The organism is Arthrobacter sp. MMS18-M83 (genome assembly GCF_026683955.1).
In the GTDB taxonomy this organism is placed as follows: Bacteria; Actinomycetota; Actinomycetes; order Actinomycetales; family Micrococcaceae; genus Arthrobacter.
This window is the reverse complement of the sequence record NZ_CP113343.1, coordinates 2497077-2517519: the sequence shown is the minus strand read 5'-3', so window position 1 is coordinate 2517519 and position 20443 is coordinate 2497077. Positions and strand designations below refer to the sequence as shown.

15 protein-coding genes are annotated in these 20443 nt (G+C 60.0%); 5 read left to right on the top strand and 10 right to left on the bottom strand.

All coding sequences use genetic code 11. The features are described from left to right. The first annotated feature begins 80 nt into the window (after positions 1 to 80). From OW521_RS11805 to trxA, 3 genes are all read left to right on the top strand, one after another. Positions 81 to 1637, top strand: coding sequence for an ABC transporter substrate-binding protein (locus tag OW521_RS11805; RefSeq protein WP_268025632.1), 1557 nt, complete (start codon positions 81 to 83; stop codon positions 1635 to 1637). A 210-nt stretch (positions 1638 to 1847) separates the two neighbouring features. Then, positions 1848 to 2804: a thioredoxin-disulfide reductase gene (gene trxB, locus OW521_RS11800; protein ID WP_268025630.1), complete on the top strand. Its 957-nt coding sequence runs from the start codon at positions 1848 to 1850 to the stop codon at positions 2802 to 2804. Positions 2805 to 2840: 36 nt separating this feature from the next. Next, the gene (gene trxA / locus OW521_RS11795; RefSeq protein WP_133203770.1) at positions 2841 to 3167 is read left to right on the top strand and encodes a thioredoxin; all 327 of its coding nucleotides are present in this window, start codon (positions 2841 to 2843) and stop codon (positions 3165 to 3167) included. A gap of 387 nt (positions 3168 to 3554) precedes the next feature. On the opposite strand, the gene OW521_RS11790 is transcribed toward trxA, so the two are convergent. After that, complete coding sequence (locus OW521_RS11790) at positions 3555 to 3869, bottom strand: hypothetical protein (protein ID WP_268025626.1); 315 nt, start codon at positions 3867 to 3869, stop codon at positions 3555 to 3557. 5468 nt (positions 3870 to 9337) lie between these two features. After that, a protein-coding gene (locus tag OW521_RS11785; RefSeq protein ID WP_268020705.1) for an IS3 family transposase occupies positions 9338 to 10626 on the bottom strand; the annotation gives its coding sequence in 2 pieces (ribosomal slippage) (positions 9338 to 10353 and positions 10353 to 10626; 1290 coding nt in all). A 275-nt stretch (positions 10627 to 10901) separates the two neighbouring features. On the opposite strand from OW521_RS11785, the gene OW521_RS11780 reads away from it, so the two are divergent. After that, positions 10902 to 12128, top strand: a complete 1227-nt coding sequence (locus OW521_RS11780; RefSeq protein ID WP_268020706.1) for an IS110 family transposase — start codon at positions 10902 to 10904, stop codon at positions 12126 to 12128. 396 nt (positions 12129 to 12524) lie between these two features. On the opposite strand, the gene OW521_RS11775 is transcribed toward OW521_RS11780, so the two are convergent. From OW521_RS11775 to rpmH, 8 genes are all read right to left on the bottom strand, one after another. Beyond that, positions 12525 to 13715: a ParB/RepB/Spo0J family partition protein gene (locus OW521_RS11775; protein WP_268025623.1), complete on the bottom strand. Its 1191-nt coding sequence runs from the start codon at positions 13713 to 13715 to the stop codon at positions 12525 to 12527. A gap of 67 nt (positions 13716 to 13782) precedes the next feature. Continuing rightward, entirely contained in the window at positions 13783 to 14838 is a 1056-nt protein-coding gene (locus tag OW521_RS11770) for a ParA family protein (RefSeq protein WP_268025621.1), read from the bottom strand. Positions 14839 to 14925: 87 nt separating this feature from the next. Further along, on the bottom strand, positions 14926 to 15576 hold the full coding sequence (gene rsmG / locus OW521_RS11765; protein ID WP_268025619.1) for a 16S rRNA (guanine(527)-N(7))-methyltransferase RsmG: 651 nt from the start codon (positions 15574 to 15576) through the stop codon (positions 14926 to 14928). Between the two features lie 6 nt (positions 15577 to 15582). After that, positions 15583 to 16161 (bottom strand): Jag family protein, encoded by a 579-nt coding sequence (locus OW521_RS11760; protein WP_268025617.1) that lies wholly within the window; start codon positions 16159 to 16161, stop codon positions 15583 to 15585. Then, a complete protein-coding gene (yidC, locus tag OW521_RS11755; RefSeq protein WP_268025615.1) occupies positions 16161 to 17132 on the bottom strand; it encodes a membrane protein insertase YidC in 972 nt (323 codons plus the stop codon). Before yidC ends, OW521_RS11760 begins: the two co-directional genes overlap by 1 nt. Positions 17133 to 17149: 17 nt before the next feature. Next, positions 17150 to 17548: a membrane protein insertion efficiency factor YidD gene (gene yidD / locus OW521_RS11750; protein ID WP_442781259.1), complete on the bottom strand. Its 399-nt coding sequence runs from the start codon at positions 17546 to 17548 to the stop codon at positions 17150 to 17152. Then, positions 17541 to 17948, bottom strand: coding sequence for a ribonuclease P protein component (gene rnpA, locus OW521_RS11745; protein ID WP_268025613.1), 408 nt, complete (start codon positions 17946 to 17948; stop codon positions 17541 to 17543). Before rnpA ends, yidD begins: the two co-directional genes overlap by 8 nt. A gap of 40 nt (positions 17949 to 17988) precedes the next feature. Next, positions 17989 to 18126, bottom strand: coding sequence for a 50S ribosomal protein L34 (gene rpmH / locus OW521_RS11740; protein WP_011776797.1), 138 nt, complete (start codon positions 18124 to 18126; stop codon positions 17989 to 17991). 459 nt (positions 18127 to 18585) lie between these two features. Between rpmH and dnaA the strand changes: the two genes are divergently transcribed. Further along, positions 18586 to 20007: a chromosomal replication initiator protein DnaA gene (gene dnaA / locus OW521_RS11735; protein WP_268025608.1), complete on the top strand. Its 1422-nt coding sequence runs from the start codon at positions 18586 to 18588 to the stop codon at positions 20005 to 20007. The last annotated feature ends 436 nt before the right edge of the window (positions 20008 to 20443 follow it).

Sequence of the window (20443 nt, the reverse complement as noted above, 5' to 3'; positions counted from 1 at the left end):
TAGTTGCAGACCACGGGTCACCCGGCTGGCCGGATCCCGTATTCAGGACCCGCAGCTTCCGGACAGTCTAGGAGGAACCCGTGTCCCACCCGATCGATGTCGGATCAGTGCTTGGCGGCCGCTACAAAGTCACAGCCACCGTGTTGACTTCGCACGACCAAGATCTGGTGCTCGACGGCGTCGACCAGGTCCTTAACAGGCCCGTCAGTATCCTCGTGGCCGGCCCCGGAAACGCCGAGCAAGTTGCCAAGAGCGCCCGGGAAGTAGCCACCGGTGAACGGCCCGGGCACGTCCAGATCCTCGATCTCGGCGTCAGCGACAGCACCACGTACCTCATCACCAACCACAGCAGTGCTCCTGATCTGTTGGACCTCGTGGTGGCCACCAACCCGCCGTACGTCGAGCCGTTCTTCACGGACACGCTCGGAAGCGAGATCTTCGGCCAAGCCCGGTCCCGCGAGCCCGAAACTTACGACGGACTGTACGACGACGAAGAGCATGACGCCGAGTACATCAATTACGACGGCGTCGAGCCCAATCCGGTCGGTGGATCGCAAGCGGCAGCCGCCGCCGAAGAAAAGCGCCGCCCCGTGGTTCCTCCCTTGCCTGCCAGCCGGCCCGCGTCGGCCCCAGGTGGCATTGGTTCCCGCCTCGCCGCTGCGGCCAACGCTTCCACCGAGGCGTCTTCGACCGTACAGCCGAACCAGACCGCCCCCCAGCAAATCCAGAAGGGGCCGGCAACGCAGGCCGTTCCAGCATCGACTCCTCCTGCGCCGGCGCCTCTGGGCCCTGCCCAGGACGCCAAGGTCTCGCTCTGGTCCGAGGACGACTATGGCTTCATCAACGACGACGCCGCCACCTCCCGCGGTGCGGCCGGTGCTGCTGCAGGCCGCGCTTCGGGCGGGTACAACCGGGGCGCGTCGAGTTTCCCGGCCACGGCCCGGGAGCAAGCCGATCCCCTCGACGAGGACGAATACTACGACGACGAACCCGTGCGCGAGCCCCGTTCGTTCCGGTGGCTGGTGGGCGGCGTCCTCGCCGCCGTCCTGATCGTCGGATTGATACTTGCGGTCACCAACCTCGGTAATCTCATCCCGGGCGGCACTCCCGCGGCCAAGCAGTCCACCTCAGCGTCTCAAACAGGATCCGGACAGCCGAGCAGCACCGAGTCGGCCACTGCCGTCGTCGCGCCGCCGGTCATTGACGGAGTCACCCGCATGGGCGATTTTGAATTTGCGGCTACCTACGACAAAGACCTGGTCAAGACGTTCGACGGCAATGCCGCGAGCTACTGGTCAGATATGGAGTTCGCCACTGCGGACTGGGGTGGACTCGCGCCTGACGGAGTTTCCCTGCTGGTCAAGCTCAAGGCGCCCGCGCAGGTTAAGTCCATCACGCTGAGCCAGTTGGGTGCTTCCGGTGGAAACATCAGCGTTTACACTAACGATCGGCCGGCCATGGACGGTGCCAAGCTGGTAGGCACCAACAGCTTCACCTCTCCGGAGCTCACCATGCCGCTCAGTACCCCCGCAACCGCCCAGTACGTGATCATCTCCATTAAGTCGCTGCCCAAGCTGACCGCGCCCAAGACCCGCTACGGTTTCGGCCTGCGCCTCGCCGAGATCAAGGTCCAGTAAATACACGATTCAGTAGTCGACGGCTGGGCCGTCAACTCAGGTAACGGAGCCTGCGCCCTTCCATGCCCTGCGCCACCAGACGGTACCCTGAATGGTGGTGGATATTAGGGTCCCCGGAAACGCCGGAATATTCGACGCCGCCATAGGGTTGTGCCATGTGGCCGGCCGCGATAATCCGGTGCATCGACTAAGGAAGAGGTTCACCCAACAGTGAGCAACGCAGAAAACACCGCGTCCAACGTACGTGATGTCATCATCGTAGGCTCCGGGCCTGCCGGCTACACGGCGGCCGTCTACACGGCACGCGCCAACATGAACCCGCTGCTTATCGCCGGTTCTGTGACTGCCGGTGGCGAACTGATGAACACAACAGACGTCGAAAACTACCCGGGATTCCCTGACGGCGTCATGGGACCTGATCTCATGGAGAACTTCGAAAAACAGGCGGCGCGCTTCGGGACCGAGATCCAGTTTGAGGATGTCACCGAACTAGATCTCGACGGCGACATCAAGACCGTGACCATCGGCACGGGCGAGACCTTCAAGGCCCGGGCGGTCATTTTGTCGACCGGTTCCGCCTACCGGGAACTCGGCCTGGCGAACGAAAAGCGTCTCTCCGGCCATGGCGTGAGCTGGTGTGCAACCTGTGACGGTTTCTTCTTCAAGGACCAGGACATTGCAGTGATCGGTGGCGGCGACTCGGCCATGGAGGAGGCACTCTTCCTCACCAAGTTCGCCAAGTCGGTCACTGTGGTGCACCGCCGGGACACGCTGAAGGCTTCCAAGATCATGGGCGATCGTGCCCAGGCCCACGAGAAGATCAACTTCGTGTGGAACACCGCCGTGGAAGATGTCATCGGCGGTGACAAGGTGACCGGCCTGAAGCTGAAGAGCCTCGTGGACGGTACCGAGTCCGAACTCGCCGTCACTGGCGTTTTCGTGGCCATCGGTAATGACCCCCGCACGGAACTCGTGAAGGGCAAACTGGAGCTGTCCCCAGAAGGCACCATCGCCGTCGAGGGCCGCAGTTCCAAGACGAGCATCAAGGGCGTCTTCGCCGCCGGCGACGTTGTCGACCCCACCTACCGGCAGGCCATCACGGCCGCGGGCTCCGGTTGTGTCGCGGCCTTGGACGTCGAACACTATCTTGCAGACCTGCACGCCTAATCGGCACAGCAGCCATCCATTCGAAGGGAAAGAATTATGAGCAACGCTAAAGACGTTACCGACGCCAGTTTCAGCACCGACGTCCTGGCCGCTGAAAAGCCGGTCATCGTGGACTTCTGGGCAGAGTGGTGCGGCCCGTGCCGTAAGTTGGGTCCAATCCTCGACGAGATCTCGGTTGAATACGGAGACAAGGTTGATGTCGTCAAGCTCAACGTCGACGACAACCCCGCCATCGCCGCCGAGTACGGCATCACGTCAATTCCGGCCGTCTACCTCTTCAGTGGGGGAGAAGTGAAGAGCACGGTTATCGGTGCCAAGCCGAAGCAGTTCTTCGAAAAGGAATTTGAGTCCGTCCTGTCCTAGGTTCGTCTTGTCTTAAGGCTTGAGCGCCGCACTTTGGTGGCGCTTCCTGACTCGGCCGGTGGTTCCCGCTTGTGAGCGGGAGCCACCGGTTTTTTCGTTCCCTCGTCCTTTTGGTGGCCGGGTCCTTTCATGCCCTCCGCTCCAGGTGTCCCTTCACCGCGTCGCCATTCGGGTTCTTGGTGTAGTGGCTTGATGTTCGAGCCAAGGCATGGATGGAGGTCTTCCTGCTAATGCTCGCGTTTGCCCGAAGTCCGCGGTCAGGAACCTTTTTCCAGTTTCTAAACCTGGTGATCTTGAGGGAGAAGCGCCCAGCCCAGAAGGAGCGTCTTGCCTATCTGGGGTAGGGCCGGAATGCGGTGGCCTCTGTGGTTGGCCGCCCAGAATTGATCATTTCGCTATTTTCCAGGTCTCTTGCGAAGCCTCTAGCCACAATCCTTGTGTCCGGCCGGTGGAGTCCCTTACTTCGGTGCAAAAGGCCTTATGGATTGAGGAGCCGGTTTCACGTGAAACAATGCAAGGCTTTGCCGATGAGTCTGGATGCACCTGGATTTGTAAGTTTGCACGATAGATTGGTGAAGAACCTGCTTTGGGTAATGTTTCACGTGAAACACCCATGGCCGTTGCAGTCGCCGTTTTTCCGAGTTCTGAGTTCCAAGGTCCAGGGCCGGCGTCGCTCGCGAACTCACCACGTGCCATGCGCATGATGATGTCCTCTTACCCAGTGGTGCGCGGGAATGGCGCGCAGATCCCAGGCCGGTGTAGGCATGTGCGGACCGCGCTGTCCACGCCGATCTCGATGCCGATTCCCACTTCCACGCCACGCGTCAGGTACTACGGGATGCACGCTATTACCAGCGCGAGATAGAGGGACTACCCAAGGCTCGTCCGTGCACAGCTACCGCAGCTAAGGCGCGGCCTTTACCCACTTGTTTCACGTGAAACAGCGTGCGTCTGGCTCGGAGGCGGCCCGGACACAGTGACGGGGTCGTGCACTGTAGCAGCTCCTCATTATCGGAGGTTCGTCTAAGTACCCATTCAATTGGCGCGGGAAGGGTGCCACTGTGAACTTGGTATCGCAGCACCGTGGGGCTGGATGTTAAAGGGCGCCAGAAGGAGGCGCTCTCGCAGCCTTGGGCAGCAACGACTCCGTGCAACTGCAACACATGTTAGAGACTACCCTGAGGCTCGGATTACGGACTGACGGCCGGCCGAGCCGGAAATCCACCAGCCCCACGGGCATTTCGGACTGCAGACATCCACGGGCGAAGCTGAATAGGCCTCCAAACCATTCCATCCCTTCGGACTAGAGCAGTCTCCACCGCACCCCGCTCCAACTCCCGCGTCCACGACTGCTGCGGACTGGGGAACGCATGCTGTGTCCAAACCGGGAAACGAACTCAACAGCCCACTGGTTTGGCTCTGAGATCTGGCTTGGTTTTCCACGATTCTTTACATGAAAACGAAATAGCTTGTTCTTTGAGTAATGAATGCAAACCTGCATGTTTCGATACGTCGGAACACTTCAAGGAAGCATCGCTTGTTCTTGCGGACCCGTATTGACGTTCACGGGAATGCGTCGTGGTCTACAGACCCCCGTGAGCGACTAGATTGGCTGGCTCAACATCGCCATTCTCCGGTCTGGCACCGGGGTCCGCTGCGCCCTAGTCTTCGTTGCTCACGAGAGAAGGGGCAGAGCAAAACATGAAACTCGCCTTGACTCTAGGTCCTGAAAGCCGACATTTGGCGGGCAAAAGAGCACCACCTCTCGACGAATTCAAGAGACCAGTGGCATCCTTCCAAGGTGTTCGGGCCCGAGGACGCGGGTATACCACCACCGGCGTCTGACGGCTCTGTCGGCCCGCGATAGCCGTCGTTAGGGCTGGAAGGAAAACAGACCCGCGCGCCGAGCCAGAACTACCGTGGGTGAAATGGGAGCGAGCGCATGATGGCACGTGCTGAACCAACACCCAGCGGCGTTCATTTTGCACCCTCACTGGACGGTACGCTTACGACCGCGCGATCAGGGTGGCGTCCGTTGGACATCGCTGACATTGCGCGCGCATCGATCACATCGTTGCTGACATTGCGCCCACATCGATCACATCGTTCGCGTGGCTTGCTTTGGTTCGCCAGGAACAGTCGTACCCTTCTGCGCTTCGAAACACTCGACGCGTTCAATACTGAGATCACGTCCGCGATCCAGCGATTTCGAAGACGGACACCGTCCAAGTCCGGCAGACCCGAATCGACCGACCTAGCTGCAAGTGCTACGCAGAGCCCGAACAGCGCGCAGACTCACAAAGCTCGAACCCGATCCATCCTCGGTTTGAGGGGCAGTACCTCACCCGATCAATCAGACTGATTCCCAGAGCGAAATTCAGAGTCTCCAGAACCTACGCTGGAGCGAAAGCCCCGTTCACTTCTAAAGGGATCCCTCGTTGAAGCTCGGGACAGTCGATGCTCCGCCTTGCGCAGCTGAGTGACTCGTGACGTTGGGCAAAACAATAGCACCGGCCACTCGGTGTCGGCCCAAGGAAGCAGTCCGAAACTTCTCGCCCCATGCTTTAGGGTCTTCCAGCGGTAAGTCGCCGATGAGTACAAAGTCGACCTCTGGATGCACCAAGAGTGCGTATCATCAAACGCCGGCTAACCTAGCTGGGACGGCTAGCTAAACCAAAGTGGCCGCGAGTCGCCCCCGGGAATGAACGACTTCGGACCGGGACGCTTCGGGATGAGACGTGGCCAAGTCGGTGGGACAAGGGCTCTCTTCCGTGCGATCTACTTCCTCGAACACGGCTGGGCATCAGAATTGACGGGGAAGCTCTGGACCTGCCAGTCAAAGCCACCACCAAGGTGATCCCGAGGAACCTCTACTCAGACTCGACAGATCGCCCCCACGTCAGCGACCAACCACTCGACCGGGTGAGCTTCGGAGTAGCGGCGGCTTGCGCAGCCACAAGAGCTGAGTATGGACTCCATCTCTGCCAGACAAACCGGCGCCTCGTGCGGGCGCTGAGGTTCCCGCTTCTCCATTTCGGTGCGGAAGCCCTGGCGCATGATGTCATCCGTGTGGTCGCAGTTTCACGTGAAACATCGGCGGACCACGGTGCCGGAAGTCCTTCAGCACCAACCTCGCAGCCTCCTCCCTCCCAGCTGCCGACCAGGATCGCGGCGCTGCGCTCCAACAGAGTATGCCAACCACAATCACATCGAAGGAAGATATCCACCGATCCACCTAAAGTTATTCACATAGTTATCCACAGCAATATCCACCGTGCAGAAGGATGTGAATTGCCGCCCCTCCGCCCTGGGCAAAAGGCACGGCCTCCGGGGATGGGTGTTCGCCCGCAAGTCTAATACAAGATCAATCCTCCGATCGGACCGAAGTTGGGCTCAATACCGCGAAAATAGACCAAAAAACGGTCGAAAAGGGGAAATTTTGCCAAGATCATGCTCTGCAGTCTTGTTTCACGTGAAACAAGACGTCAGCGTGCTCAAGCTGGCCTAAACTCCAGCCGCAGACCGAACAGGCGACGACAAATCTGAGACCCTCAGCTTTAAGAAGCAGACAGACTATCAACAAAGTTATCCACAGCGATATCCACCGGGCCACGCAGGGTTTTGAACAGCCAGCCAGCGTGCTCGCTGACACACCCACACGGTCCCATTAGACCTGACCGTTGCTGAGCGTCCGATGTTCATTGACAATCCGCGGCCACTCCGCAACGTCGTCCGCGCCTCTAAGAGCGGCAACAACAGTCTCGAGCAAACCCCGAATGTGGTCCTTGCAAAGTCGCGGACCGCTGCGGGGAAGTCTTCGAAGGCGTCGCCGCTCGAACGTCATTGCGCTCCTCGAACCCCATTGCGCTCAACGAAGGGAAGCCAGCACGCACCGACGGCTCGCGCTAGCGCTGCCGTTCTGTACAACAAGCCCAGCGGTTGGAAGCACCATTTGCTCGTATACGTGTCAAGGAAACAAATAGCGTCCCGATCCGCGAGCGTCCCAGGTCGATCACAAGACACTGGGCCGGGCTGGGTGCGACCTTCCTATCCGGGCCACACAGACCTCTTTGTTTCCCGAACGCAGGCAGGCATGGGGGAGTGAACGAGCTCTGGAAAGAAGGACTAGATCTCGCCATATCCAAGGCGCTGGCACATAGCACTGGGCGTCGCCGCTCAACTCGCTCAACTCCACCCCAACTACCCGCGCCCGCTACGAGCGCGCCACGTGCCCACCTTGGGGCTCCAAGAACTCCCAACCCGGGTTCCTGGGAGAAGCCACCGCGGCTGTGCCAGCTAGGGGCAGCACGACCGAACTTTGGCCGGAGCCTTGTCTGAACCGAGGGAGCCTGACGGAGACCACTAGCACTCGCGCGTCGAGAGCCAGGTGGCGGCGTGGAGTCGGACGAGGCTCGATAGCGCGCACAGACTCACGGGCTCCGCTCATGTTTAGAGCCGGCCTGGGAAAGGTGAAGTACAGCGGAACTTTTCTCTCACCCCAGCGCTCGGTCCTATCGAAGAGAACTTGACTACAGTAGGCCGAGCCGAGCAACGCGGACCGGGAATCACGCAGCTGAATCGACGTGCGTGCAATCCATAATCGGGTGGCAGTGCTTAGCCGGAGGACCGGCAGAATCTGAAATCCGAAGGACGAAACGAGCACTCCTCGCCGATGAGACCGGCGAGGGACTGACCGCAGGAGCCCCCTCCCAACTCTCGCCCTCAGCCTGCCAGCACTGCCCACAAGAACCTCTGTTCCAAGCATCTCGATTGTTGTCCAACAATCGCGTCAGGCCAAGGCGCACGTGACGGCATCGTGGGGTTCGCAAGCGGCAGAACCAGATGCCGCCGCGAGGAAGAGCAACAAGCGCCGAGTGTCTGACGTCGCCCGGCAAGCAGGGGCGCCCATACAATCGGGACGCAGAGTCCATTCTCAGCTCTGGCGCAGTTCTAGCGAGGAGTAGTTCTGTTGAGTCCCGAGGCCGCATCCCATGATTCAAAAGGAAGGGACACAACTCACTGGGGATCCAAGAGAGCCCATTCCCAGTAATGGTGGCGTCAGGCACCAGAACAGTCGACAGAGCTATCGAATTCAAAGTTGCCGTGGATGGCTGTACAGAGAATACACGGCCAACGGAATCAGAGCCAGCGCACTGTCCTTCTGAAGATGGAAAGCAAGCGGCTTCCTGGAACGATCGAGCTCGCATCTCATCGAGCGCAAGTACATGAACCAAATCGAACGCCAAGTAGTCCGTCCAGTCACCTCTTGGCACGCCCGCCTGTAGCGGCCGTTGCCAGACTGCGAGCGAACTCCCACTTACCCATAGGGGACCCTCATAGCCCGGCGTGGTAAACCTTCAACGCAACTGTTTTACGTGAAACAGGAAAGTAGCCGCCCATGCCGCTCGAATTCTGACACGATGGAACACGACGGCACACCACACCGTTACGGCGGCCGGCCCCTTGCCTCATGCGGTGCGTTTCACGTGAAACATCGAGCCAGACCTCCGATTCCCGAAGGCCGTTATCTGTGAGGATGCCTCCGGCTTGTCAGCCAAGCAGTCAGTACGCTCAGCGGGCGGAGTAGAGCAACCACCCGTAACCAACCGCATCTTCCTTGAGCCGTACCCGCGGACGTTTCTCAGGTGAGGGGTCGAAGCAACGGAACCGACTCCCTCCGCGAGCATCTTTCATCCTCCAAAGAGCAACCACGGCATGCTAGGAATATCCTTTTCACCGATGGTCGGAATCTGCCCCCAACAGACACTCACACAATGCAAGTCCAAGGGGTACAGCAATTTGGGATTCCTGGACCCCGGTACCCGGGGGAAAGCACCCGCAAGTGTTTCACGTGAAACGCAAGAGTGCGGGCTCACCGACTGTGTCCACTTTGGTATGGGGCCTCAGGTTGGCTTCGGCGACCTGCGCTCTAGACATCCGCTATGCACGGGGCCGAGAGTTTGCACGTAATCCGCAGCGGCAAGTCGTCCTGCAGAGAATGATCACATCACCAGCACTCTCGTAGACACACCAGAAACATCACCAACGCGCCCAAACCTCACCGCGAGTTTAGAAGTAGCGACCACCCACTCAGCACACCCCAAAATGGGATGCTCGTGCCAAGCGGATATCCCACGCTCCCGCACTCGCTGATTGAACCGTCCCGGGAATCATGCCGCCTGTTTGTTGGCGGCGACGTCGGGTAACGAGCCGATTTCTCGAGCATAGTATGCCTGCTCGAATTCCTCGGGCGTCTGGTGGTCCAGTGCGGAATGCAGGCGTTCGGTGTTGTACCAGTGGACCCACTCGAAGACGATCTCCATCACCTCGGTTTCGGTCTTCAACGCGCCGGCGCGGAAGGGTGAATCCTTCGCGACAGCTTCGTTCTTGAAGAGCCCCATCACGGTCTCCGCGGCAGCGTTGTCATAGGCATCACCGACGCTGCCAATGGATGGCTGCAGGCCCTCCAGGGCCAGGGTCTCGGTGTACCGGATGGAGGTGTACTGGCTGCCCGCATCCGAGTGATGGATCAGTCCTGCCGGTACCGGCCGGCCGGTGTGCTCGCGGCGCCACAGTGCCATCCGCAGGCAGTGTTCGACGAACGCGGTGTCCTTGATCGTTGAGGTCTCCCACCCGACGATTGCCCGGGAGTACAGGTCGATGACCAATGCGACGTAGACGAATCCGGAGTAGACCGGCACGTAGGTGAAATCGGTCACCCAGATCCGGTTCGGGGCCGGGGCGGTGAAGTCCCGATTCAGCAGGTCGCCAGCGCGCCGGCCGTCCTTGCCGGGGATTGTGGTGCGGGTCTTGCGGCCTCTGATGAGGCCGTTCATGCCTTCTTCGCGCATGAGCCGGTCCATGGTGTGCTTGGAGGTTTCCGGGAAGCCGTTACGGCGCAGCCACTGCGTCATCTTCCGCCTCCCGTAGATAATCTCGGGCCTGGGGCGTCCCTTCGCATCGGGGACTTTCAAGCTGCGGAGTGCGTCGGTGATACGTGCGTCTTCGATGGTGCGCGGGGCCGGCGGGCGTTTCTTCCACGCCCGGTAGGTTCGTGCGGCGACCTGCGCGCCCTGCTCCCGCAGGACGGCGCAGATCGACTCGACCGCATAACCAACAGCCCGCATTTCGTCGATGAACCGGCAGATCAGCGGCGGCGAGGGTCGAGCTCCCTCGCGAAGAAAATCGAGGCCTGTTTCAGGATCTCGTTGGACTCCTTCAAGTCCCGAACCTCGGCCCGAAGCCGCTTGATCTCCTCCAGCTCGTCACTGCTTGGTCCGGTCTTCTCACCGGCATCGACCTGGGCCTGGACAACCCAGCGGCGCAGCGACTCAGGACCGACTCCGAGCTTCGGGGCCAGCGCCTTGCAGGCAGCATAAACAGACGGGTATTCGGACAACCGATCCAAGGTCATGCGCACAGCACGGTCACGGACTTCGGGCGGGAACTGCTTGGGCATAATCACTATCTTTCTCACAGAAGATAGCGGCATCAAACGGTAATACTGGAACCGGTCTTGAGCCGGTGTGGCTCACACTCAAACTGACGTGCTTTCGGGCACTGTCTTTCCCGGGATCTGTCCACCGGCTCAAGGTCCGTCAAGGGTGCGTTGAGCCAGGCGGACATGACTTCATAGGAGCCTGATTCGACCAGTCCCATTACCGTTTTGTCTGCCCACCTGGCCCGCGCCCCCGTCAACCAGTCATTGAACTCGAATGAGGGGCAGTCTCCATCTTGGCAAACGAAGCAACCGATGTCATCGTCGGTATCGACACCCACGCCGACACGCACCACGTGGCCGTCATCACCGGATACGGCAAGCCTCTCGCGGACCGGGAATTCCTGGCGGTGGGGTCCGGATACCGCAAGATCTTGGACTTCATTGCCAGCCACGGCACGGTCACCGCGGTGGGCATCGAAGGAACAGGTTCATACGGTGCCGAACTCGCCAGGACCCTCCGCGGCGAAGGGCTGACGGTGCTGGAGGTGAACCGTCCGAACCGGGCCGAGCGCCGTCTGAAAGGCAAGTCTGATCCGCTGGACGCCTACCAAGCCGCTCAATCGGTGCTCGCCGAGCGGGGCATCTCGGTTCCGAAAGCCAAGGACGGCCCCGTTGAATGCCTGCGCATCCTGCGAACCGCGCGCTCTTCGGCAGCGAAAGCCCGCACCGTCGCGGTCAACCAGATCAAGGGTCTTCTCGTTTCGGCTCCGGAAGGACTCCGGGCGAAGTACCGGGGGCTGGGGACGCCGGCGTTGATCATGGCCCTCCAACGGGCCAGGCCCTCCGGCCACGTCGCCGACCCCGAGTACATGACCTTGCTGACGTTGAAAGCCCTGGCCGTTCGTTACCATTCCCTGGCGGCAGAGATCGCCGCTGCGGACGCCTCACTGCAGGAAATCCTCGACACCTACGCACCGATGCTCTGTGACCTGACAGGGGTCGGGACGGAAGTGGCCAGCCAGCTACTGGTCACTGTGGGAGACAACCCGGATCGGATCGGCAGTGAACCTCAGTTCGCGGCCCTCGTCGGGGCCGCGCCCATTCCGGCATCATCGGGGAAAACGACTCGTCACCGGCTCAGCCGGGGAGGCGACCGCAACGCCAACCGCGCCCTGCACCAGGTGGTGCTGGTCCGTATGTCATCGTGCCGCCGGACCAGAGACTACGTGAACAAACGCACTGCCGAAGGCAAGAGCAAGCGGGAGATCATGCGCTGCCTCAAACGGTACGTGGCCCGGGAAATCTACCGTCAGATCACCAACCCCCAACCGGCGCCAAGCAATGCCGACCTGCGCCAGCAACGCACCAAACTCGGATTCACCATCAATGCCGCCGCCGGCCATCTCGGCCAATGGCCCTCCGTCATTTCCCGCCTTGAGCGAGGGCTCATCCGCAACGACTCCCTTGCCGCGACCTACCGGCAATGGCTGGCCGACCAGACACCGCAAAACGCGAATTGACAACTATAGGAGCATCCCGGGACGGTTCACCCGCACTCGCTGATCGCCAAGAGCCAGGAACCAAGAACCAAGAACCAAGAACCAAGAACCAATGCGAATTTGACGACTATTCACGAGACACCCTTCTTCGCGGCCCTCGAGGGCACCGATGGAAGAGTGCCTCAACCAAGCGCGACACCGCAGTACAACCATCGTTTCACGTGAAACACTTGCCACTGCCATGAGGCATTCCAAGGCCGCTCGCCCTACCAAACAGCGCGCACGAACCTGGTGAGAACGCGAACCTGGTGAGAAGGAGTCATCACCGACGAAAAGCCACACGCGCCCAGCAACCCGGCAAAGAAAATAGGGCCTGCTTCTTAAGAAGCAAACCCCATTCCATAGAGATCGGACAGACTAGACTTCGGCGTCGGGCGACAACACATCCATGATGCGGTTCAGGTCCTCGACACTCGCAAATTCAATGCTGACCCGTCCCTTACGTGCTCCCAAAGTGATCTTCACGTTGGTGTCCAATCGATCAGAGAGAGACGAAGCAAGGTAATCCAAGCGCTCGTGGCGTGCATTGGGGCGCGGGATGCTGTTCTTGGTCGGCACCGTAGGATCCTGGTACAGTGCCACGGCTTCTTCAGTGGCGCGAACGGACATCCCTTCGGCGACGATCTTCTGTGCAAGTCGCTCCATCGCAGCGGCGTCCGGCAGTGCGAGCAATGCGCGGGCATGACCCGCCGACAGGACGCTGGCGGCAACGCGCCGTTGGACCAGGGGAGGAAGCTTGAGAAGACGAATGGTGTTGGACACCTGCGGACGCGACCGTCCAATGCGATCAGCCAACTGCTCGTGGGTGGTACCGAAATCCTCAAGCAATTGCTGGTATGCGGCTGCCTCTTCCAAGGGGTTCAGTTGGCTACGGTGGAGGTTCTCCAGCAGAGCATCGCGAAGCAGGTCATCGTCATTCGTGTCACGGACGATCGCCGGGATTGTTTCGAGGCCGGCGGCCTGAACTGCCCTCCATCGTCGCTCGCCCATGACTAGTTCATACGGTTCTCCACCCTTTTCGGTTGAAGTACGTACCACAATTGGCTGGAGGACGCCGATTTCCTTGACGGAGTGAACCAGCTCCGCCATGTCGTCCTCATCGAAGACGCTGCGCGGCTGTTTACGGTTGGGGTGGATGTCACCGACGGGAATTTCGGCGAAACGCGCTCCTGGAACCTCGACCAGCCCAACCTCCGGCACGTCCCCGGGACGAGTGTCGGAAACGGCGTCTCCCGCAGCATCGGTACTCGCTGCCTCCGCTGCGGCTGGCTTTGACGTGGTGGAGATCTCCGCTGACAGCGACTTCGCCGCGGGAGTCTTTGCCGCCGTCGAACTCTTGGACGAGGATCCTCGTGAGGGGGAGCTCTTCGCTACCTCCGTCTCAAGCACCTGCGGAGTATCCACCGTCTCTGGTGCCTTGCGCGCCTCGGGAAAGAAGAGGTCCACAGGGCGCGATGCCGGAACGCCATTGCCCGATGCACCAGCGGAAGCGGAGCTGGGAATGAGAGCCCCAAGACCCCTACCCAGGCCTCGTCGCTTTTCGCTCATTAGTATGTCCCTCCGGTGGAATGGCAAGAATGGAGCCCGCCAAGGATGTTGCAGTGATTCAGAAAGTCTAGCGTTCGGCGATTTCCGTGGCGGCTTCCATGTAGGACAACGCGCCGCTGGATGACGGATCGTAAGTCATCACCGTCTGTTGGTAGCTCGGAGCCTCTGAGATACGCACAGAGCGCGGAACCACGGCACCGAGAACCTGCTCCGGGAAATGCTGGCGAACTTCCGACGCTACCTGCGCGGCAAGATTCGTGCGGCCGTCATACATCGTCAGCAGAATAGTGGAAACGACCAGATCCGCATTGAGGTGCTTCTGGATCATTTCGATGTTCTTGAGGAGTTGGCTGAGGCCTTCCAGGGCGTAGTACTCGCACTGGATGGGAATGAGTACCTCGCTGGCCGCGCAGAAAGCGTTGACGGTCAACAGGCCCAGGCTTGGCGGGCAGTCGATGAAGATGAAGTCCAAGCGTCCTTCACCGTTCTTCGCGCGTTCCTTCGAATACACATCGATTGCACGGCGCAGACGCTGTTCACGTGCAACAAGGGAGACCAACTCAATTTCGGCGCCAGCCAGGTGAATCGTGGCCGGCGCACAGATGAGATTGGGAATGTCGGGGCAAGGAGCCACGACGTCCCGCAGGGGCAGGTCATTGATCAGCACATCATAGATGCTGTCAACATCGGCATGGTGCTCAATGCCAAGAGCGGTGGATGCATTGCCCTGGGGGTCTATGTCGATCACCAGGACATTGAGTCCAGCGGAAGCCAGAGCGGCGGCAATGTTGACCGTAGTAGTGGTCTTGCCCACCCCACCTTTTTGATTGGAGACCGTGAAAATACGGGTCTTCTCCGGCTTGGGAAGTTCGCGTCCCAACAGCCGTTCCCGACGTCGGGTCTCGTTAGCGAGCTGGCGCGCAATCGGGCTGGAGTCGTCGATGGCGTCTATGACGTTATCGCTTCCAACAATCAAGGTTTCACGTGAAACAGCGGCATTTGCAACCAAATTAGTGCGCATCAGCGCAGATTCAAACGACGCCGAGGGCGCAGCCATTGCCCGCGCGGACCCCAGGGAAATAAATGGCGGGATCCGCTGCGTGGAGGTTTCGCTACTGCCCACTGTTACACTCTCACTCTCATTCGGCTCTAGCTGCCGTTCTCTAGCTTAACCGCTCAGCTGCGGACACGCGGGACACAGCGCCGAAAGCTAAGCTATCTTCCGCTGTTTGTTGACGACGATCCTCACCACTGTGGTGGGTTCCTCCAAAAGTTCCTGTCCGCAAACCACAACAGATGTTTCCACGCCTCCGAGCTTGCGGATAACCTTGGCTGCGTGCTCAATCTCTTCGGCCGCGCTGCGGCCCTTGATCGCGACCACTTCACCCTTGCCGTTGAGCAAGGGAATGGTGAGTCCAGCCAGTTTGGACAAAGCAGAGACTGCCCTTGCAGTGACGACGTCAGCGCTGACCATTCCCACTGCGAGCTCAGCCCGGGTTCGCATGACGGTGACGTTGCCCAGGCCCAGATCATCCACAACTTCCTGGAGCCAGATAACCCGGCGTTCCAGGGGTTCGATCAGTGTGAGTTCGAGGTCAGGACGCGCAATCGCCAAGCACAAGCCGGGAAGCCCGGCGCCTGAACCAACGTCCGCAACATGGCTTCCGTGGGCTATAGCCGACTCGATGACGGCACAGTTAAGGACATGCCGGCTCCAGAGGCGGGGAACTTCACGCGGGCCGATCAGCCCGCGCTCGGTTCCCGACGTCGCCAAGTGTTCTACATACCGTTGGGCGAGGCCCAGACGGTCACCGAAAATCTTCTCTGCCGCCTGCAGCTCGGCCGCCGTAATTTCAACCATGACCCGTTAGTCGGCCGAAACCACGATGTGGCGGCCAGCGCCTTCACCCTCGGACTCTGAAACAAAGCCAAGGTCCGCAACGGCGTCGTGCACAATTTTGCGTTCATAGGCGCTCATCGGTTCAAGGGCCACTGAAGCGCCGATCTCCTTGACTTTGGCGACGGCATCTTCGGCAATCTGCTGCAGGTCGCCGGCGCGCTCTTTACGGTAACCGTTGATGTCCAGCACCAGGCGCGATCGATTCTCGGTTGCGGACAGTACAGAGAGGCGAGCGAGCTCCTGAAGGGCCTCGAGCACTTCACCGTCGCGGCCTACAAGGCTCTCAAGACCCGCGGAATCGTCTTCGGCCGCGATGGAGATGTAAGTACGGCCATTGCGGATCTCGATGTCGATGTCGCCGTCGATGTCGGCAATGTCCAGGAGTTCCTCGAGGTAGTCTGCGGCGACGTCGCCCTCTTCCTCAAGGCGGCTCACGGAAGAGCTAGTTCCGGTGGACTCGTCCTCAGCGGCAGTTTCTACCGTGGCCTCTGCCAGTTCCTCGGTGGCCCCAGCGGCCGTTGCCTCTTCGGTGCTTTCAACAGACATTACTTCTTCTTCCTGTTCTTACGTTGTGGCTGGATGCGCTGTGCCCTGAGTTCGACGGCGGCCACTTCGGCAGCGACGTCGGCGTCCTTCTTCGCGCCCAGGAGCGGGATAGACGGCAGGCCCTTGGCGGCGCGACGCTCAGCAAGTGCCTTGGCTGCGGGGGATCCCGGCGTCGGCATGCGGCGGATGACAAAGAACTGCTGGCCCATAGTCCACAGGTTGGTAGTGGTCCAGTAGATGAGCACACCAATCGGGAAGTTGATGCCACCCACACCGAAGACGACCGGCAGGATGTAGAGCATCATCTTCTGCTGACGCATGAACGGGCTGGCCATGGCCTCTTCGGACATGTTCTTGGCCATGATCTGCTTCTGTGTGATGAACTGCGAAGCCGTCATGGCGAGAATCATCACAATCGACAGGACCCACACCGCCACAACGTCGCCACCCGCAGGTGTGCCGTGAAGGAGCGTCGCGGACAGGGGCGCCCCGAAGATGCTGGACTGGTCGAACTGGACCACTTGCTCATGGCTCAGAGCACCGATGCCCTGGCCAGCTTCCTTAGCAGCACTGATGCCGGAAAGCACTTGGAACAGCGCGAAGAAGAACGGCATCTGGATCAGCATGGGCAAACACGCGGAGAACGGGTTGGTGCCGTGCTTCTTGTACAGCGCCATCTGTTCCTGAGCCATCGCCTGGCGCGAGAGCTGGTCAGTCTTGCCCTTGTACTTCGCCTGCATCTTCTTCAGATCGGGCTGAAGAAGCTGCATGCCCCGCTGTGCCTTGATTTGCTTGACGAACACAGGGATAAGAGCAGCGCGGATCACCAGCACCAAGCCGATGATGGACAGCGTCCACGTCCAACCATTCGCCGCGGGCAGGCCAATGAAGCTCAGGCCGTCGTGGAACCCGAGCATGATCGCGGACACAAGCCACTTGAATGGGGCCAGAATTGTTCCAAAGATGTCCATACGTTTTCCCTATTTCCTCAGGCCGCTGTGCGGCGACCGTCTTCATCAGACCGCACAGCCAGGAACTGGTCCGGGTTGTTCAGTACAACAATTGTGGGCGTCTGGCCTTCGGGCCAGTGACGATGTCCGGCGGGGACGTGGTCCACGCCGCCGGGGTTCCAGGGGTGGCAACGCGCAAGGCGTCGCGCTGCGAGCCAACTCCCTTTGACGGCACCATGTACCGTCACCGCTTCGAGGGCATAAGCCGAGCAGGATGGGAAGAATCGGCACACCTGGCCGTATAAGGGAGAGATGATCCGGCGATACGTCTTCAGCAAGATGATGAGGACGTTGCGCGGCAGCTCCCAAAGAAATGTTCCAAGGATCCTCGGAGAGACTCTAAAGAAGCGGACGACGGCGGAGCTCAGCTCATGCACGCGGTGTCCCTTCCGTTGTGGTGCCCTGGGTGGGCGAAACAACCCGCGGAGAGGATCCGCCGAGCCGTTTCGTGGTTGCCGCCAAGGCGGCGTTGTAATCCGTCAGCAGCTGGTCCCAGCTCGCCGTCGCAGCCGCGGGCAGCGCCCGGACAACAACAGCAAGACCCGTGCCATGCCTATTCAAAGACAAAGCACCTGCTTCTCTCAGTCTCCTCTTAACGAGGTTCCTGGTCACAGCGTTCCCGACAGCTTTGGAAACGATGAAGCCGATGCGGCTCGGTTCTCCGGCGCCAATAGGTGCCGTATATAACACTAAGTTCCGGCGTCCATTGCGGACGCCGGAACGTACAGTTGTTGAAAAGTCGGTTGAAGTCCGTAGACGGTTATGGGTGGCTAGCACCTATTGACTCGCTTGGGAGACTGACCGACGAGTCAGTTATTTAGGCCGACAGTTCGACGCGGCCCTTGCCACGACGGGCGGCCAAGATGGCGCGGCCGGCACGGGTGCGCATACGAAGGCGGAAGCCATGCTTCTTGGCCCGACGGCGGTTATTCGGCTGAAAAGTCCGCTTGCTCACGTTAGTTACTCCAGTGGATCAAAGGTGCGCCCACCCGATCAAAAGGGGAAGAACTGGCCGACGCTAAGTTTATTTGTGTATCCGCCGCCGCCCAACGCCGGATTTACCGGAGGTGCGGGTGGTCGAAAAGCGGACACATAGGACTTCACAACGTTAGGGCAAAAAGACCCCCCAGGTCAAACCGGGAGCCGCGTGGCCCGTTATCCCCAGCTGTGGCTAAGTACACCCAACGGCCTGTGGATGAAGTGGCTCACAGGACCCGTTTCAGAACCACAACGGTGTAATTATCCACAAGCATCTTCCCAGCTATCTTCTGGGGTTTCCATCCCCTAGAGTGGCTCAGTAGCCGATTATCCACGGACTGTGCATAACCCTGTGGATTCGGTTCGAAATCCACTCATGGTTTGGACCTTTCGGCTGCCGCAATCCAGGCAAGCAAGCACTCGAGGGAACCAATTGATGACGGTAGACGACGCCAACCACGCCAACACGGTCGGAAGTTCCTGGCGGCGGGTGCTGAGCCTGCTGGAACAAGACGATCGCGTGACGCCCCGGCAACGTGGTTTCGTTATCCTCGCCCAGGCGCAAGGCCTGATCGGCTCCACCCTCCTGGTGGCCGTACCCAATGAGCTGACCCGCGAAGTTCTCCAGACGCAAGTCAAGGACGCTCTCGACGACGCCCTCCGCAATGTCTTTTCCGATGACATCCGGTGCGCAATCGACGTCGACACAGACTTGGTGCCCATCCACGAAGAGCCGGCCCCCGCCGTCGAACTCTCTTCTGCGAACGACTTGGCCGTGGAACTGAAGCCGCAGCCCACCCCGCCGAGTACTTCGCACGAATTTGGCCGCCTGAATCCGAAGTACGTCTTTGACACCTTCGTGATCGGTTCGTCCAACCGCTTTGCCCATGCTGCTGCCGTCGCGGTCGCCGAAGCACCGGCAAAGGCCTACAACCCGCTGTTCATCTACGGTGATTCCGGGCTGGGCAAGACGCACCTGCTGCACGCGATCGGCCACTATGCCCGCAGGCTCTACAGCGGCATCCGTGTGCGCTACGTGAATTCCGAGGAGTTCACCAACGACTTCATCAACTCCATCCGCGACGACGAGGGTGCCAGCTTCAAGACCACCTACCGCAACGTCGATGTGCTGCTGATTGACGACATCCAGTTCCTTGCAGGCAAGGACCGGACGCTTGAAGAGTTCTTCCACACCTTCAACGCCTTGCACAACAACAACAAGCAAGTGGTCATCACCTCGGACCTTCCGCCCAAGCAGCTGGCGGGCTTCGAAGACCGCATGAAGTCCCGTTTCGAGTGGGGCCTGCTGACCGATATCCAGCCTCCGGAACTCGAAACCCGCATCGCCATCCTCCGGAAAAAGGCACAGAGCGAGGGTTTGTCGGCCCCCGACGACGCCCTGGAATACATCGCTTCCAAGATCTCCAGCAACATCCGTGAGCTCGAAGGCGCGTTGATCCGCGTTACTGCGTTCGCCAGCCTCAACCGCCAGGCCGTGGATGTTGCCCTCGCCGAAATGGTCCTGAAGGACTTGATCACCGACGACGGCGCCCAGGAGATCACGGCCGACCAGATCCTGAAGCAGACGGCCGAGTACTTCAAGCTCAGCATGGAAGAGCTCTGCAGCAAGTCCCGTACCCGCACCTTAGTGACCGCGCGGCAGATCGCCATGTACCTATGCCGTGAGCTCACGGATATGTCCCTGCCCAAGATCGGTCAGGAGCTTGGCGGCCGCGACCACACCACGGTGATCCACGCCGACCGCAAGATCCGCGAACTCATGGCCGAGCGCCGTGTGATCTACAACCAGGTGACAGAGCTGACCAACCGCATCAAACAGCAACAGCGCGATTCGTAGGCAGCCACTACATACCTTATTAACAGGCACATGTGGATAAGCCTGTGGATACTTAAGGGGACAAGCGGGGTTAATGGGCTTAAACCCTTAAGGGATCTGTGGATCGTCAAAAACGGGCTTGGGGGTTATCCACGTCCACACCCTGTTTAAAACCCAGTCACCCACACATCGTGAACAGGCCTTAACCGCGGAGCTGCGGGTCCAGAAGCAGTTATCCACAGTTTCCACAGGGGTTATTAACACTACTAATCCCAAAAAAATGAATTCCCTCAAATAACAATCTCCTTCCGCCCACTCACCGGCGCAGCCCGCGGCTGCTCCGAACCACAAGCCAGCAGGCCGGGGATGGGTTAATGCCCGAACTTCCGGCTAAGCTGTCTGCATCGCGTCCAACCTTGGCGCTGCTTTGTAGTTCGCTTATCGCGGACCGTGCAGC